Origin of the sequence: Flavobacterium sp. IMCC34518 (assembly GCF_027111095.2) — a bacterium.
Lineage (GTDB): Bacteria > Bacteroidota > Bacteroidia > Flavobacteriales > Flavobacteriaceae > Flavobacterium > Flavobacterium praedii.
Window position 1 is genome coordinate 874,450 of record NZ_CP114284.2, and the last position, 15,628, is coordinate 890,077.

General features: G+C 33.0%; 15 protein-coding genes. All 15 read right to left on the reverse strand.

All coding sequences use genetic code 11. The features are described 5' to 3' along the window. Window position 1: 1 nt before the first annotated feature. The 15 genes from OZP06_RS03830 to OZP06_RS03900 all read right to left on the reverse strand — a co-directional run bounded on the left by OZP06_RS03830 (window position 2) and on the right by OZP06_RS03900 (window position 15,605). A complete protein-coding gene (locus tag OZP06_RS03830) occupies window positions 2-1,021 on the reverse strand; it encodes a hypothetical protein (protein ID WP_269223746.1) in 1,020 nt (339 codons plus the stop codon). 106 nt (window positions 1,022-1,127) lie between these two features. Beyond that, a complete protein-coding gene (locus OZP06_RS03835; RefSeq protein ID WP_281324253.1) occupies window positions 1,128-2,276 on the reverse strand; it encodes a glycosyltransferase family 4 protein in 1,149 nt (382 codons plus the stop codon). Window positions 2,277-2,279: 3 nt separating this feature from the next. Continuing rightward, a complete protein-coding gene (locus tag OZP06_RS03840) occupies window positions 2,280-3,155 on the reverse strand; it encodes a hypothetical protein (RefSeq protein WP_269223747.1) in 876 nt (291 codons plus the stop codon). 38 nt (window positions 3,156-3,193) lie between these two features. Then, window positions 3,194-4,069 (reverse strand): hypothetical protein, encoded by an 876-nt coding sequence (locus OZP06_RS03845; RefSeq protein WP_269223748.1) that lies wholly within the window; start codon window positions 4,067-4,069, stop codon window positions 3,194-3,196. Beyond that, entirely contained in the window at window positions 4,069-5,502 is a 1,434-nt protein-coding gene (locus tag OZP06_RS03850; protein ID WP_269223749.1) for an MBOAT family O-acyltransferase, read from the reverse strand. Before OZP06_RS03850 ends, OZP06_RS03845 begins: the two co-directional genes overlap by 1 nt. 47 nt (window positions 5,503-5,549) lie before the next feature. After that, window positions 5,550-6,953: a UDP-glycosyltransferase gene (locus OZP06_RS03855; RefSeq protein ID WP_348651439.1), complete on the reverse strand. Its 1,404-nt coding sequence runs from the start codon at window positions 6,951-6,953 to the stop codon at window positions 5,550-5,552. A 93-nt stretch (window positions 6,954-7,046) separates the two neighbouring features. Next, window positions 7,047-7,676: a hypothetical protein gene (locus OZP06_RS03860; protein WP_281324254.1), complete on the reverse strand. Its 630-nt coding sequence runs from the start codon at window positions 7,674-7,676 to the stop codon at window positions 7,047-7,049. A 108-nt stretch (window positions 7,677-7,784) separates the two neighbouring features. Continuing rightward, window positions 7,785-8,906 (reverse strand): UDP-N-acetylglucosamine 2-epimerase, encoded by a 1,122-nt coding sequence (gene neuC / locus OZP06_RS03865; RefSeq protein ID WP_269223751.1) that lies wholly within the window; start codon window positions 8,904-8,906, stop codon window positions 7,785-7,787. Between the two features lie 67 nt (window positions 8,907-8,973). After that, window positions 8,974-10,014 carry an N-acetylneuraminate synthase family protein gene (locus tag OZP06_RS03870; protein WP_281324255.1) on the reverse strand — a complete coding sequence of 347 codons (1,041 nt, stop codon included), beginning with the start codon at window positions 10,012-10,014 and terminating at the stop codon, window positions 8,974-8,976. A gap of 127 nt (window positions 10,015-10,141) precedes the next feature. Then, window positions 10,142-10,834 (reverse strand): acylneuraminate cytidylyltransferase family protein, encoded by a 693-nt coding sequence (locus OZP06_RS03875; RefSeq protein WP_269223752.1) that lies wholly within the window; start codon window positions 10,832-10,834, stop codon window positions 10,142-10,144. 101 nt (window positions 10,835-10,935) lie between these two features. Next, window positions 10,936-11,955 carry a glycosyltransferase family 2 protein gene (locus tag OZP06_RS03880; protein WP_281324256.1) on the reverse strand — a complete coding sequence of 340 codons (1,020 nt, stop codon included), beginning with the start codon at window positions 11,953-11,955 and terminating at the stop codon, window positions 10,936-10,938. 2 nt (window positions 11,956-11,957) lie between these two features. Continuing rightward, entirely contained in the window at window positions 11,958-12,806 is an 849-nt protein-coding gene (locus tag OZP06_RS03885) for a glycosyltransferase (protein ID WP_269223755.1), read from the reverse strand. Further along, window positions 12,803-13,765: a glycosyltransferase family 2 protein gene (locus OZP06_RS03890; protein WP_281324257.1), complete on the reverse strand. Its 963-nt coding sequence runs from the start codon at window positions 13,763-13,765 to the stop codon at window positions 12,803-12,805. The genes OZP06_RS03885 and OZP06_RS03890 overlap by 4 nt, the downstream gene beginning before the upstream one ends. Further along, window positions 13,766-14,899 (reverse strand): glycosyltransferase, encoded by a 1,134-nt coding sequence (locus OZP06_RS03895; RefSeq protein ID WP_281324258.1) that lies wholly within the window; start codon window positions 14,897-14,899, stop codon window positions 13,766-13,768. A 1-nt stretch (window position 14,900) separates the two neighbouring features. Further along, window positions 14,901-15,605, reverse strand: a complete 705-nt coding sequence (locus OZP06_RS03900) for a methyltransferase domain-containing protein (RefSeq protein ID WP_281324259.1) — start codon at window positions 15,603-15,605, stop codon at window positions 14,901-14,903. Between the last annotated feature and the right edge of the window lie 23 nt (window positions 15,606-15,628).

Consider the following 15,628-nt stretch of genomic DNA (forward strand, 5'->3'; position numbering starts at 1 on the left):
ATTAGACTAATTCTTTGAAAACAGAGTGAATTTCAGCAAAATAGGCTTCCCTGTTTAAATGATTCAGCCATAAACTCCTATTATTTATTTGCATTTGTATAAATTCATCATCAGTTATAGTTTTATGAAAATCAATTAATTCTGCCATGTAATTGTTTTCTGAAACAATTACACAATGATTATTCCAAATAATTTTATGGTTCAATGGCAATCTGAAATCAGTATCTATTACAAGAGGAATTCTTCCCATTGCCAAAGTTTCATATAACCGAACTGAAAAGTTACCGGCACCTCTTAAACAAAAAGTATAAGGGTTATCATATATGTTATCAAAAAAGGCTTTCGTTGTTTGTTTTCTTTCTAATTCATTGGAAACACCTGCTCTGTATTTATCTCTTAATATAAAATCTGTCTCAATCAAACTATTTTTTTTCAGGGCCATTAGAAAATTAAACCGTCTAATGCTGGAAGGATAAAATGATTGATAATCTGAAAAAATCTTTCTGCTGATCCTTTGTAAATTATAATAGCCATAAATTAAAAATTCTTTTCCCCATTTAAAAAAAGAACCATTAGCATGACCCACAAAACCAATTTTTGGGTGTTTTGATTTGATTACAGGAATAAATTTTTTCTCCATTTCTAAATAAGGGTCACTGATAAAAGCGGGCAAAATGAATGTTTTGGCATCAAATTTACTCTCAAAACCGCCTAGCCTAAATGTGTATACATCCTTGATTAAAGTAATGCCAAAATCTCCAGCGGTATACACCCAAACATTTTTCCTTAATTTATTAGCATCATCAATAAAATCATAAAGCCATTTTTGCTTCCTGACAGTATAAAAATAACCTATTTCAACAGGAACTATTACGACATCCGATTCATGAATGGTATCCACTATAGTATATTTTTTTAGCAGTGTTTTATTCATTGCATAACACAAATCAAACAACAACGGGAATATTATTTTCCTATAATCTTGATTAATAAAAGTTTTGTCTGTATAAATTTTAATCATTTTCCAAAATTAGGTTTTCCAATACAATTTCATTTGAAACAAAATTGGGTAAAAATAGTATATAATTTTATGCACACTTACTCAATAAATCCTTAGTTTAATCAAATTAACTTATTATCGATTTATAAAAAACCATGTTTTGCTCAACTGTTTTTTCTACATCAAAAATAGTTACCACTCTTGCTGTTGCAGCGCTTCCAATAATACTGCATAAATCCTCATCTTTTAACAAACTAACTATTTTATTGGCAAACTTATCGTGATCTTTAGGATGTACCAAATAACCGCTTTCGCCATCAACAATTAATTCTTGTGACCAACCTATATTGCTATTGACCACTGGCTTTTGCAAAGCCATAGCCTCAATTGTAACCATTCCTAAAGTTTCTGCAAAAGTAGGAAACACACAAACATGAGCTTTTTTTATGTAATCCTGAACATCTTTGTATGGAACTTTTCCTAAATAAGTAATATGTTCTAAATCATCATCTGTAGGACACTTTCCTTGGAATAATCCCCAAGTCGATTTCGATTTGGTTTTAATATCAAAAGAATCACTTCCTATTAAAACCAATTTAGCTTCTGGGTACTTGTTTCGAACTTTATTAAAAATATCCGGTAACTCCAGCACCCCTTTTTTCCGGATTATAGTACCAATATATAAAATCAAGCCTTTCTCATAAACCAAAGGATTGTGATTTTGAAATTGATTCAAATCCAATCCATGATGAATGGTTTCAATTTTTTTATTTTTAATACCAAAAAGCTTTTTTGACAGTTCTCCAGCAAAACGAGTAGGTGTAATAAAAGCATGAGCATTATTTACCGCTAATTTTTCAAACCAAAAATTTTTAAGCCTTTGTTTTCTGTGCTCCAAATGACAAAAATAAGTATCGCTTCCGTGAAATCGGATTACCACTCGTGCTTTTAAATTCATAAAAGCCGTAATTCCCGTCCAATCTGCTACTTCAATCAAATCGATTCCTTCGGAAACAATATAGGTGTTAATATAGTTTTGAATGTATTTTCGATGCAAATACCAACCCAGCATTTTATATTTTTGAGATTTTATCACATGTATTGTTATGCCTTCTTCTTGAAAGACTGCATACTCTTTTTGCCCGTAAACAAAAACGGAGACTGTTACACCTTCTTTAACCAAAGCCAAGACCAAGTTCTTAATACTCGTGCCAATTCCAGCCGCATGCTTGACATGTTCATGAGGATATTCGGGGGTTAAAAAGGCGATGTGCATATTTTATTTATTAAAAAAATCTTTTATAATTTGGGTAGTAAATAATCTTGCACCTGTGTCATTCATGTGCCCGCAAGACGAAAAATATTTATCCTCCTTTACTGCATTTTCATAATTATGAATTTCGGGATATAACTTTTGTACTTTATCAAAATAATTAATTCCTTTGGTATTTTCACACATCGGTGTCATTACTGCTATCAGATTAATTTTATTGTTCTTGCAAATTTGCTTTATTTCTTCGTAATACTGACTCCTTTCGGGGTTTGCACCTAATAAATTTTCTTCTAATTTGTTTTTATTTTTTTCCAAAGCGGAATATCCTCCATAATTTAGTTCCTTGCTTTTTTTATTAATACTACAAAAAAACATTTCCCTAAAACCAATTTTAGTTTCATATTTTAGATATCTATAAAACGGGATATAGTAATTTAAATTAAAATCGGGTAAGTGTCTGAAGTGTGTCTTTATTACTGATGAAGATTTTAAAAAAGGATAAAACTTTAAAATTGTAGCTTCCGAATTCTTTCCTGATCTTAAGGTTACATCCACATCAATAATTACATTTTTTATTTTATTTTTATTTTCCAATAATAACTTTAAAACCAAATCCGACTCAAATAATTTAGAGCCTTGCATACCAAAATTAAAAGTTTTCAATCCTTTATCTTCAAACATTTGAGAAACAAAATGATTATTGGCCCTTGATGAACCTAATATCACAACATCATATTTTTTGGGATTTGAATTGAATATATACCCAATTTTCCCTCTATTATTTGAAGATGAAAAAGCATTTGAATAAACCAAATCTAATACAACAGCTATTATAAAAGTTACAATCAGTATTTTGAATACAAAAAACAAAAAATCCTTCATCAGTAAAAATTAAATAATTCTATAAAATTATCGAGCAATTAAAAAAAGTCTTTTAAAATTCGGGCTGTAAACATTCTCGCACCAGTATCATTCATATGTCCGCAAGACGAAAAGTATTGATCCCCGATAACAACATCCTCATAATTATGAATTTCAGGATAGAGTTGTTGCACTTTATCAAAATAATTAATTCCCTTAACATTTTCACACATTGGCGTCATTACTGCTATGAAATTGATATTGTTTTCTTTACAAATTTGCTTGATTTGATCGTAGTATTTATTATGTTTCAAAGGCTTCAAATTGGCAATATTGTTTTTCATATTGGCATTTGGTTTCTTGCCCAAAGGGTAATATCCTTTATTATCCAAAGTGTTCGTAGGTTTTTTTAAAGCAACTTCGTGAAATTCCCGAAAACCAATACGTTCATCAAATTTTATATATCGATAAAAAGGAATATAATACAACTCTTTAAAATCTAATTCATTAAAAAAATGTTCTTTAATCAATTCCGATTGATGTAAATAGGGCAAAAATTTACTTGAAATACCAAAATCTCTATGTTCATTAGACAAATTCAAATCGGCTTCTAGGATTACGTTTTTAATTTTATAATGTCGCTCTACCATTAATTTCAATAACAAATCTGCTTCAAACAAATGACCTCCGCTCATCCCATAATTAAAGGTTTTTAATCCTTTGTCTTCAAACATTTGGGCAACAAAATGGTTGTTAGCTCTGGAAGATCCTAAAATAACAACATCAAAATTTTCATTTTTGGAGTTGTAAACATGATCTATTTTACCGCGATTACTCGACTGAAGGTAAATAGCGGTGTATACAAAATCTAAAACAACGGCCACAGCTATTGTCAAGATAAGTATTTTTAAAGTGAATAGTAAAAACTTTTGCATTAGAATTGAAAATATATAAATTCTTTGTAATCCGAATAGGTTCCAAAAGCGAGAATGGCAGCTATCGCCAAAACCAACTTTACCGTATTGTATTTCCCTGATAGAGGCTCGACTTTGGTTCTATTGTTCCATTCGACTAGAACAAACAAACCGACCATCAATACTAATTCATAGTTGTAACGCTCATTTACAAGATACTGACTAGTAAACTCTCTGTTTATTACTATTCGTTTCAGATACAAACAGGCATCAGTTATGGTTTTGGCTCTAAAAAACACCCAAGCGATAGTACTCAAAATAAAGGTAGTGACAATACTTACTACTGTTCTAACCGAATCCCAATTCCATTTCAATTGAATTTCATCAACATTACTTCGATTTCTATTCAATAGTAAAAGAGGCAAAAAATAAACCGCATTGATGAATCCCCAAGCCAGATAGGTCCAATTGGCACCATGCCAAAAACCACTCACTACAAATATGATGAAGACATTGCGGACTTGCATAGCTTTCGACCCTTTGCTTCCGCCTAGCGGTATGTAGAGATAATCCCGAAACCAAGAGGATAGTGAAATGTGCCAACGACGCCAAAACTCAGCTATATCCCTTGAAAAATAAGGGTAATTAAAATTTCGCAATAAATCCAACCCAAACAATTTTGACATTCCCAAGGCCATGTCCGAATATCCTGAAAAATCACCATAAATTTGGAACGCAAAATAAACCCCTCCCAAAATCAACGACAATGAATTCATAGAGGTGTAATTATCAAAAATAGCATTAGCATACGTAGCACAAGTATCGGCAATAACCACTTTTTTGACCAATCCCCAAATGATTTGACAGATTCCTTCTTTGGCTTGAGCCAAATTAAATTCTCTTTTAACTTTAACCTGAGGTAATAAATGAGTGGCTCTTTCAATAGGACCCGCCACCAAAAGCGGAAAATAACTCACAAACAAAGAGTAATCGACAAAATTATATTCGGCTTTGATGCGTTTGTAATAAATATCGATCACGTAGGATAATCCGTGAAACGTATAAAATGAAATCCCAACCGGTAAGATGACATCCAGTAAAATAGGACTCGCTTTGAATCCTACTGAGGTCAGCATTTGTGCAAACGAAGCGGAGAAAAAGTTATAATATTTAAAAATTCCTAAGAATCCCAAATTGACACCAATACTCAACCAAAACCAAAATTTACGCCCTTTATCTTTGGTACTTTTCTCAATTTGAATCCCAGTATAATAATCTAGAAATGTAGAGAAAACCAACAGAAACAAAAACCGCCAATCCCAACAGGAATAAAAATAATAACTGGCGACGATAAGGAGTGCATTTTGGGTATTCTTCGTTTTATTAAAAACAAACCAATACAAGAAAAACACTATGGGCAAAAAAATGGCAAAAGCCAGGGAATTGAAAAACATAATTGATTGTAAAAAATTGTATTCTAATTTAGATGCAAAGAAAAGGATTATTCTTTAGAAATGATGGTTTTAATTCCTTCCCAAATACGTTTCGAAGCTTCTTGTGGAGGATGTTGATTGATAATTTCGAACCATTTTTGCGCGTTTTCTATAACCAAAGAATTTGATGCAATTGCTTTTTCTATTATTCCAGCAATCGCTTCTGGACTGTCTATCCATAAAACAGTATCTTTATTGGGCATAGAGCGAAAGTGAACGTAATTGTATATCTTTTTTACCGACCAATCCGATATTTTTTTAGTAGCAACATCGTAATTAATAAAAGCACAAGACTTATTATGAGCTACATAGTCAAAGACCATCGAAGAACCTAAATTAACCACTAACTCAGTATGTGCTATGGTATTCATTTGTATATCAATATCAGCTTGAGTAGGTAAAACAGTATTCCAACCATCACCTATTTTTTTCCAAAGTGGAGCAATTGGCGTGATTACATCTTTATAGTTTTCTAAAACCTCATCATATCGATTTGAAAAATCAACAGGACAGCGTCGAAAAACAATACCCAATGAATGCCCTTTTTGGTTTAATTCACGAATAGCCTTTGCAACATCTTCGAGATATTTCGGATCATCCGGACAAGTCGTTACATCGTCACCCGAATAACAAATGTATTTTTTATTCAAATCTAAATCGTTCTGCTCAAAAAAAACTTCTTTTGAGAGCAACTTATTCGTGTCAAAATGAGATTCAAATTGTGGAGTCCCAGTAACAAAAATTTGTTCTTCTTTTATATATGGATAATAAAACAGTAATTCTTTTTTCATTAAATCACTCCAAACAAAATAATAATCAGTTTCTACAACCATAGTCGCCTTGGGCAAATTATCCCAGGAAAAAATGAAGGTTGCCGTAGGAATACCTAATTCTTGTGCAGCCAACAATGGTGCAATTGCCGTCATTGGTCGCTGATTGGTACAAAAAACCATCGCTGGCTGTTCCTTTTGCAAAGTTTCCAAACATTGATGGTAATACAAGGTTTTGCGTTCCTCTTGCTTAATTTTATGTCGAATGCGTTTTAATCCAAAAGTCGAAGAATGGGTAATTGACAAAAATTGCGTTACTCCACTTTTTAGTGCTTTTAGAGTGGTGGCATACGAAAAAGGGAATCGATACGTATTGTAAACAGAATCTTTTGTTCTCCTAATATTAAGGTTTAATTCAATTTGTTTACGGGCATTTTTATAGGTCTCCGTAAGTGGGTGTGATTTGGAGTTTTGAATTTTAATCTCTTTAAAACCCAATTGGGTTAAATCAAAAGGAGTATTGTTCCAAAAAACTACTTCGAAATTTTCTTGTACTCCAATAGCCTGAAAATCGGAATACGCAAAATTGCGAAGACCAATTCCGTCAGGTAAAAGAATGACTATTTTATTATTTGGTGTCAATTTTAATTTTATTTATGTTTTTTTCCCTAACCCTTTCAGAACCCTTTCAGAGTTTTGAACTCTGAAAGGGTTGAAACTCCAAAAGGGTACTTATTATCGTTTATCAATACTTATATCGAAAATATTTTTCAAATCTTGTTCTTCATTATGGTAGACAATAAAATTTTCTTTAGATCCATAAATCCTAATAACATCCTCTCTTCTTAGTTTAGTCGGCATCTCTGAAAGAATACTCTCATAAGAAGACCAAGGATACTCATTGGCTGTTTTAGTAAAACCGTGATGAACAGGATTATTATGAATGTAGTAAATTAAATTTTGCAAATACTTTTCGGAACTCACTTTCTTTCGTTCAAAGGGTTTTTCGAATAAGCTTCCTGTCCTAGAATATCGTTTATTGATGGCTTGTGTATAGGCATTAAACAAATGTCCGAATTGTTTTGAAGCATCTAAAACTTTTGGCTTTTCTACGGTTGAATATTCCAGTGAATCAAGCAAAACTTCATTTTCATCCCGAATATACACCAAAAAATGAAAATGATTTTTCATTAAGCACCAAGCAAAAGTCTCGGCAAAAGGATGTACATACTGATGATATAGCTTTAAAAAATATTCATAGTTGCTATTTTCAAAAAAAATATCAATTCCATTATTACCCCGATTATAAATGTGGTAATAATTCCCTGGAACTAAAGGCTCTTTTTTGTATTTTTCGTTTTGCATAAACTACTTTTAAATTTTTCTGCTTTATTTCAACCCTATCTTCCTAACCCTTTCGGAGTTCAAAACTCAACCCTTTCAGAGTTCAAAACTCTGAAAGGGTTGAAAAAATTATCGATCTCTAAATTGTTTTTGATGATTCATTTGCCAAAAGGCCTCTTTTTGGAGGGATTCTAGAAATAGTTCGGCACTATTGCCTTGCCCAAAATCATCATCTGATTGTATTACTTTATGGGAATCGATTATTCTTAAGGCTTCAGAAATATTCCTTTCATTATAATCGACATTAATAATATCCGCATGAACGGCTCTGTTTTGTTGCCGAGTGCCAATATTGATAATCGGAATTCCGTAATAAGGTGCTTCGCGAATTCCGGCACTACTGTTCCCTAAAATGAATTGACTGTTTTTTAATAATGTTAAAAAATATTCGAATCTCAGGGAAGGAAAAATTCGGAATCTCGAATTGCCTTTTAATCGCTCATAAGCTGCCAAGATCGTTTTGCTTCCTAAATCATTATTGGGAAAAACAACAATATAATTATGTCTGTCCGCCAATAAAGCATTGACAAAATGAGTTGCATACTGTTCCATTTCCTTTATTTCAGTGGTAACAGGATGAAACATTACAATTCCAAACAAATCAAAATCAATTTGATAATATTTCTTTGCAACCTTTAAGTCAGGAAGTTGATCTGAAAACATTACATCTATATCTGGTGAACCAATTGTAAAAATAGATGCTGCGATTTCTCCCATTTGTTTCAGCCTTTTGGCTGCTTCCGAGTTTGAAACAAAATGGATATGACTCAGTTTACTCACACTATGCCGAATCAATTCATCAACCGTTCCCGATACTTCGCCACCTTCAATATGCGCTACCAAAATATTATTCAAAGACCCAACTATGGCTCCTGCCAAAGTCTCTACACGATCCCCATGCACGAGAATTAAATCTGGCTTCACCGTTTTTACATAACTAGAAAGTCCTTCGATGGTTTTGGCCAAGGTCAAATCCATAGTGGTCTCATGAGTGTGATTCTGAAAAGTGTGTATATTTTTATACCCACAACGCTGAATTTCCAACAAAGTATAACCATATTCTTCCTGTAAATGCATACCCGTTACCGCCACAAAAACTTCAAATTCGGGTTGTTGTTCCAGAATTGAAATCAATGATTTTATTTTACCAAAATCGGCACGAGTACCCGTTAGAAATACGATTTTTTTCATTTATTTTTTTTATAATCAACCAACCCTTTCAGAGTTTTGAACTCTGAAAGGGTTAACTAGACATGAATTATTCAATATCTTCCCAAGTCAACTGAACATCATTATCAATTTCTCGAGTTGCTTTTTTACCCAAAATAGCATCAAAATGCTCCGCTAGTATTTTCCCTGTTCCAGGACGTTTCACCCAAATATTTTCTTTGGTAAATACTTCTCCTTTTTTTATATCAGCGATAGCACAAACTGTGGCAAAAGCAAAATCAATAGTTACTTGTTCTTCTTTTGCAGGTTCCTTGACTCCCCCGCGCATTTGCCAAATCTCATTAGAATTTACAATTAACTCATTTGTGGCTCGCTCATCCATACTACATACAATATCCGGACCTGTGCGTTGCATGTGATCCGTAAAATGACGTTCCAAAATACTGGCGCCCAAAGCCACTGCTCCCAAACAGGCATTGTTATTCAACGTATGGTCACTCAATCCAAATACTTTATCGGGGAAAGCATGGTGCATTTCCATCATCGCCCCAAACCGAACCAAATGTATTGGGGTTGGATATAAATTAGTCGTATGCAACAAAGCCACCGGCACTTCATGACGGTCAAAAATAGCAACCGCTTTTCGGATACTTTCTATGGTATTCATTCCGGTACTCAAAATAACGGGCTTACCAAAGGAGGCGATATGCTCCAATAATGGATAGTTATTGCATTCGCCAGATCCAATTTTATAAGCGGGAATATCAAACTTTTTCAATCGTTCCGCAGCGGCACGGGAAAAGGGGGTAGAAATAAAAATCATCCCTTTACGCTCCACGTACATTTTCAATTCCAATTCATCTGCTTCATTCAACGAACAGCGCTCCATGATTTCATATATGGAAACATCTGCATTTCCTGGAATAACTTTTTTGGCAGCTCCAGACATTTCATCTTCCACAATATGAGTTTGATGTTTTACTACCTCAGCTCCTGCTCGTTGGGCCGCATCAACCATTTCTTTGGCTACTTCTAATGACCCTTCGTGATTGATACCAATTTCGGCAATAACTAAAGGAGGATAATCGGGACCGATTTTTCTACCGGCTATTTCTATAAATGGATTCATTTTTTATTTTTTGCTTTGAAGTTCAATTTACTTTGAAAAAAATCACCATTAGCCCCTCTCAAGAAGGGAATACGATTCTGCTACCATTTTATCTAAAGTTTAATTCGTTTTTTTTCACTACCAACTCCTATCGGAAGAGAGTGTGTTTCTTAAGTAAATACTCCGAATATTCCAAGTCCTCTGGCGTATCAATGTCTATATTGGCAAAAATATGATTTACTTCGAATGGAAAAGCGTTTTCAGAAATAATTTTGCTATCGGCTAGAGTACAGTCGGGAGGCAAAATCAAAGATGCTTTAGATATATATAACAGTCCATTTTCGAAAAACAAAGGTTCCAGATCCTGACTGCGTTGCCCAATAGTATAATTAAAGGGTTGAAATTTATTTTCAGTTATTTTTCCGAATTTTTGATGGTTTCTGGTAACGGTAAAAAGACTGTCGTATTTCCCTTTTTTATAAATATCAAAAGCTTCCTTTAACAAATTTTGTGGTCGAAGAGGATTTGTCGGTTGTAGTAAAATCACATTTTCAACATCAGATTCAATAGATTCTAAAACATGTTTCACTGCAGTAATTGTAGGCTCCAAATCACCCGAGAGCGCTTCTGGCCTATCAATAACTTTAGCTCCATTAGCCAAAGCTACTCTTTTGATGGTAGAATCATCTGTAGAAACATAAATATCATCTATAATAGTACTATTAGCCAAAGCATATTGAATGGAATGCACCAATAAAGGCAATCCCCCAAACAATTGAATGTTCTTTTCTGGGATGCGCTTCGATCCGCCACGGGCAGGAATTATAACTATGTTTTTCATCAACATATATTTAATTAAAAATCAGAAACTCGTATTAAATTTTAACCTAAATCAAGTAATTTGAAAATTACATGATTTTAACGAAAATATTTACCTCAATGCTAATACGCGGTAGCTTCTTCTTTTGTCAATCCTTTGTACCTTAGAAATAATCTCCAGATGGATTTTCTGAATAATATCTTGGAAAAAACTTTGATTCTAAACCAATTAACAATAGTATACGATTTGACTTTTGCTAATTGAGGTGCTTTATCATGCACAAAATTATTTTCTTTCAAGTTTTCCACTTGTTTTGGCATCCAATCTTCAAGAGTATTCCCCATGTGATAGGCATAATTATCGGCCGTTGATAAACGCCAATAGCCTTTAAAAGAAACGGGCTTATCCAAAAATTCCCTCTCACTTTCGCCTCCTAACTTGAAATTTGAATATAATTGTGATAATTTATGAAAAATTGCAGAGCGATAAGTCATTACAAAATGCCCCCCTCCAACGACAGCTTCAATACCATTATTTGTAACTGTCAAATATTTTTTCAGATTATAAATATTAAAAAGCTTGAAATTACCAATACTATCAGCAAAAGACTGCATTGCCTTAGGATTCTTTACATTACTAAATCTCAATGATTCTGAAACCACTTTTTCAAGCAAAATATTGGCAGTATAATATTTAAGTGCTTTTGAGTTAGGACAAGGTGAAACCGAACCTGCTTTGGGGAAAGCTTCAAAAACTGCATATGCTTCTTCTTGCCAATTGTTTAAAAAAAGTACATCTGCATCTGTAATAGTTATTAACGTAAATTGATTACCCGCAAGCCCTTTTAAAACAGCATTTAATTTTCCTATGTTGCTAGTATGAATAACTTCATGAACATTCTTCATGTTGAAAAGTTCATCCAAATAAATCTTTACTGCATCACAGCTCCCATTATTTACAACTGTAAAATACGTTTTATCGTGACAGGTTTTAAAAAGAGAATTTAAACAAAGTTTTAAAATATCAAAACCATCCTTAAAATACCCATCCTGACTAGGTATATACACAGGAATGACCACCTGATGAAAAAAACCACTAGGTTCCTGTTCTTTATCTTTTTGGGGATTGAAGCCTATTCGCATTATTACTTCTCTTTTAAATTTGACATTCTATATCCTCTTATCACATTCTTTAGATAGCTGCTATTTCCTGAACGCAACAGAATTTTAACCCCTTCTATGATTCCCAAATACAATTGTTGTTTTAATACAGTTTTGGAAAAATGCTTCCTATAGAAATAAAAATACAATTTTTGTTTTTCTAAAGCTAAATTCAATGATTTTCCTTTATCCCTCTGACCGCCCGAAGGAGCATGCAAATGTTCAACTAATATTTCTGGCTGATAATAAATATTAGCACCAGCTTTCAACAACCGCATCCCATAGTCCCAATCATCTCCCCAAATTGTAAAATGCTCATCGAAATAAAATCCCGCTTCCTTAAAAACTGATTTTTTGACAATATTCATACCAGAACACACTTGGAGGCGAAATCTGCCTTTCGAAAAATTATGAGGTTTAGCAATCGTATCCAAAACAGTATGATATACAAATTCAGTATCTTTCATTCTTTCAAACTGAATTCCCGGAATAAGCACATCAATAATATTAGGTTCCAACCTTTTGATGATTTGCTCAAAAGCAATACTGGAAATTCTCAAATCATCATCCAAAAAAAACAGCCATTCTTCCTCTTTGTAAAATGCTAATGCCTTATTTCTAGAGTTATTTACAGAATTAATCCTCTCGTTTTCAACCAATACATAAGGATACAGCAATGACAACTCTTCGATTTCTTTTTTTATTGAGATTTGACTTTGATCGACAATGATAACTTGTGAAATACGACTTGAAAAAGCATTCAAATCCAATAACAAATTGGACAGATGTTCCAAACGATCCCGAGTAGGAATGACTAGAAAGAAATTATTCATTTCTGATATATTTTTGAATGAATTGATTGCACAAAATCAAATAATTTTACTTTTTTCAATGCCAGAATAATTACAATTCGCAGCATGTGAATTTGAAAACCAACCGTCGCTTTCGTTCCTAATTGATTCCAATAATAAAAAAATAAAATTCGGTAATTCGCTATTGATGGGATGTTAAAAAAAGCCATTTCCAACTTTTTGAGAATCACTCTTTTTTGTTCGTTTGAAAACATATTCGAATATTCATCAAACAGTATGGCGCAAAATTCAAATGTAGCTTTATTTTTTAAATTATTAAAGGACGTATCTCCAGTAATATTAATAGCTGAAGTCCTTACAAACATAATGCTATCTTTGATAGAATAACAATTGCCAAAATTAGAAAATTCTAGAAAAGCCATATCATCAGAATGCCAAGCTAAAGGAAAATTTCGGAATGATTTTTCAACTAAAACCTTTTTATTAAAAATATATTCGCTCAAAGAACTCCTAGTCTCTTTGGAGAATTTCTTTATCAAAAATTCTGTTGTTTTTTCTCTAATCGGATGATGGAAAACCTCCGTTATTTCTGTACCGTTTTCATCAATAATTTGTGTAGCAAACCGCACAGTATTTATTCTTTCTGTTTGTATTTCTGGCAAATTATCATAAAAAGATTCTACAACTTTAGCACTCAATACATCATCATCTCCCAAAATCATAATCCATTCCTCATTACTTGACAAGGCGATACAGCGCTTCCATTGTTCAGGAAGTGAAATCCCTCCTAAATTTTCTTCAAATCGATGATAGGTAAAATCAAATTTTCCCCTGAACTTTTCCAATAACAGTAATGGATTCTCTGGACTCGCATCATCTCCAATATAAACCTTAAATTGTTGATTGGTTTGACTAGCCAACGATTGCAATGCAGCTTCAAAGAAAGTAAGTTTGTAGTATGGGATTATTATGGCGAGCATCTATCTTAATCTTTCATATAATTTCACCACTTTATTCTGGTTTGAATAATAATCTAATTGTCTTCTAGCAATAGCAGCATTTATATTTTGGGCATTTATTAATCGGGCAGTATCTTTCAATGCCTCTACGATATGCCACTGAATCTCAAATATACTTTCCGGATTGTTAATTAAAAAGCCATTTTCCCCATCTTTAATAATCTCTTCCGTCACTCGTCCAGGATTAGACTGGATAGGGAAAGCCCCCATAACTATCGCCTCCAAAAGCGTATTCGGCATCCCATCAGAAATACTATTACCAATATACAGCAATGATTTCCCCATTACCTCCATCAATTCTTGATGTGAAAGCCCATGCCTGTCATACACTGTAAAATCAAGCTGATTGGATTCTATGTAATCAATTACTTTAGGATGTGCTCCAAAAACCACCACTTCATAATCATCTATTTCATTTTGTATAGCTTGCAAAGCCTTAACAATATTCAATCCCCTACCCAAATGGTGTTCGTACCCTTTTACTAGAATTATTTTTCGTTCCGTTATTGGTAATTTATAAGATTCTAATTCCTGCAATTGATACCCCGTACCCCCAGGAATAACCCCTATATGTTTTCCAGCAAAACCTAATTGTTGTGCCAATATATAATCACGCTGACAGTCCGTATGCAAGTAATTAACCCGCTGTAAAACCTGTCTTATTTTTTTTGAATGTTCCGGAAATGGCTGGTAATAAAAAATATCATTTCCCCAACAGGAATACAGCCATTTTATTGCAGGATATCTATTTATTGTTTTTAAAACGGGATAGGAACATCCTTGCATTTCAAAGCTGTGAATTATATCGGGCTGAATTTCTAAAATTATTTTTTCTAAAGCTTCATTTGCGGTTACTTCAAGAAATGAAATAATTTTTTCATAAATAAACGGAACTTTTTTTCTTAAAAAATATTCTCCTTTTATAATTGCTATTTTTCTTCTTTTCCAATCAGTAAATTGATGAACCGAATCTAAAGTTTCTAGTCTGCCTCTTCCCAAAACATCAAACCAATACAGTTCATAGGAAGTGTCTTTTAGATTTTCTATCCAGCGAATGACATGAACAGATGGCATCGAAACAAAAAGGATTTTCATTTTATAATATTGGTTTTATAACTGTTCCAGATAGGCCTACTATCATAGTTGATTTTTTAAAATTTAACGGCGCCTTATCTTTTTTATACAAAAAATTAATGATGGGTTTTGCAATTACTCGCATTAATTTCTTTTTCTTACCCCACAAATACATATTCACCCACAAACCCAACATTTGTGCAATGGCTGCATTGTAACCTCCCATAGGCTTTATTTCAACATCAGTAAAACCATTTCTTTTAAAAATCATTTCTAAAGCAAATGGAGTATACCTATAATAATCATTCGGCACTTCATGTAAAGACATTAAAAAAGGCACTGTAAAAAAAAACATACCACCTGGCTTTAAAACCCTTTTCACTTCCAATAAATAAGCATCAGGATTTGGCACATGCTCCAAAACTTCTGTAGAAATTACAATATCAAAAGTATTATTCTCAAATGGCATCGCAGAACCATCCCACAAAACATCCGCTATTACATCCTCATAGTTAAGCCCCGAATCTATATCTAAACCAATATAATCTCTAACCTTATCATTCTTTAAAATAAATTCTTTATAGGGCATACTGCCACAACCCGAATCTAAAATTTTTCCATAAAAAAACGGAACTGTATTAGAAACTGCCTTAAAAATTTCACTCCGAATAATATGGCTTTCAAGCGTTTCTTTGGATAATATCGGATTTATAAATGAGTTAGTCATGTGTTTTATTTTGCTTAGAAGTG

Coding starts and splice junctions, on each gene's coding strand:
- OZP06_RS03875 (WP_269223752.1), bottom strand. CDS start 10,834: ATGAAAAACATAGTTATAATTCCTGCCCGTGGCGGATCGAAGCGCATC.
- OZP06_RS03860 (WP_281324254.1), bottom strand. CDS start 7,676: ATGCAAAACGAAAAATACAAAAAAGAGCCTTTAGTTCCAGGGAATTAT.
- OZP06_RS03895 (WP_281324258.1), bottom strand. CDS start 14,899: ATGAAAATCCTTTTTGTTTCGATGCCATCTGTTCATGTCATTCGCTGG.
- OZP06_RS03885 (WP_269223755.1), bottom strand. CDS start 12,806: ATGAATAATTTCTTTCTAGTCATTCCTACTCGGGATCGTTTGGAACAT.
- OZP06_RS03880 (WP_281324256.1), bottom strand. CDS start 11,955: ATGCGAATAGGCTTCAATCCCCAAAAAGATAAAGAACAGGAACCTAGT.
- OZP06_RS03870 (WP_281324255.1), bottom strand. CDS start 10,014: ATGAATCCATTTATAGAAATAGCCGGTAGAAAAATCGGTCCCGATTAT.
- OZP06_RS03850 (WP_269223749.1), bottom strand. CDS start 5,502: ATGTTTTTCAATTCCCTGGCTTTTGCCATTTTTTTGCCCATAGTGTTT.
- OZP06_RS03835 (WP_281324253.1), bottom strand. CDS start 2,276: ATGCACATCGCCTTTTTAACCCCCGAATATCCTCATGAACATGTCAAG.
- neuC (WP_269223751.1), bottom strand. CDS start 8,906: ATGAAAAAAATCGTATTTCTAACGGGTACTCGTGCCGATTTTGGTAAA.
- OZP06_RS03840 (WP_269223747.1), bottom strand. CDS start 3,155: ATGAAGGATTTTTTGTTTTTTGTATTCAAAATACTGATTGTAACTTTT.
- OZP06_RS03830 (WP_269223746.1), bottom strand. CDS start 1,021: ATGATTAAAATTTATACAGACAAAACTTTTATTAATCAAGATTATAGG.
- OZP06_RS03890 (WP_281324257.1), bottom strand. CDS start 13,765: ATGCTCGCCATAATAATCCCATACTACAAACTTACTTTCTTTGAAGCT.
- OZP06_RS03845 (WP_269223748.1), bottom strand. CDS start 4,069: ATGCAAAAGTTTTTACTATTCACTTTAAAAATACTTATCTTGACAATA.
- OZP06_RS03900 (WP_281324259.1), bottom strand. CDS start 15,605: ATGACTAACTCATTTATAAATCCGATATTATCCAAAGAAACGCTTGAA.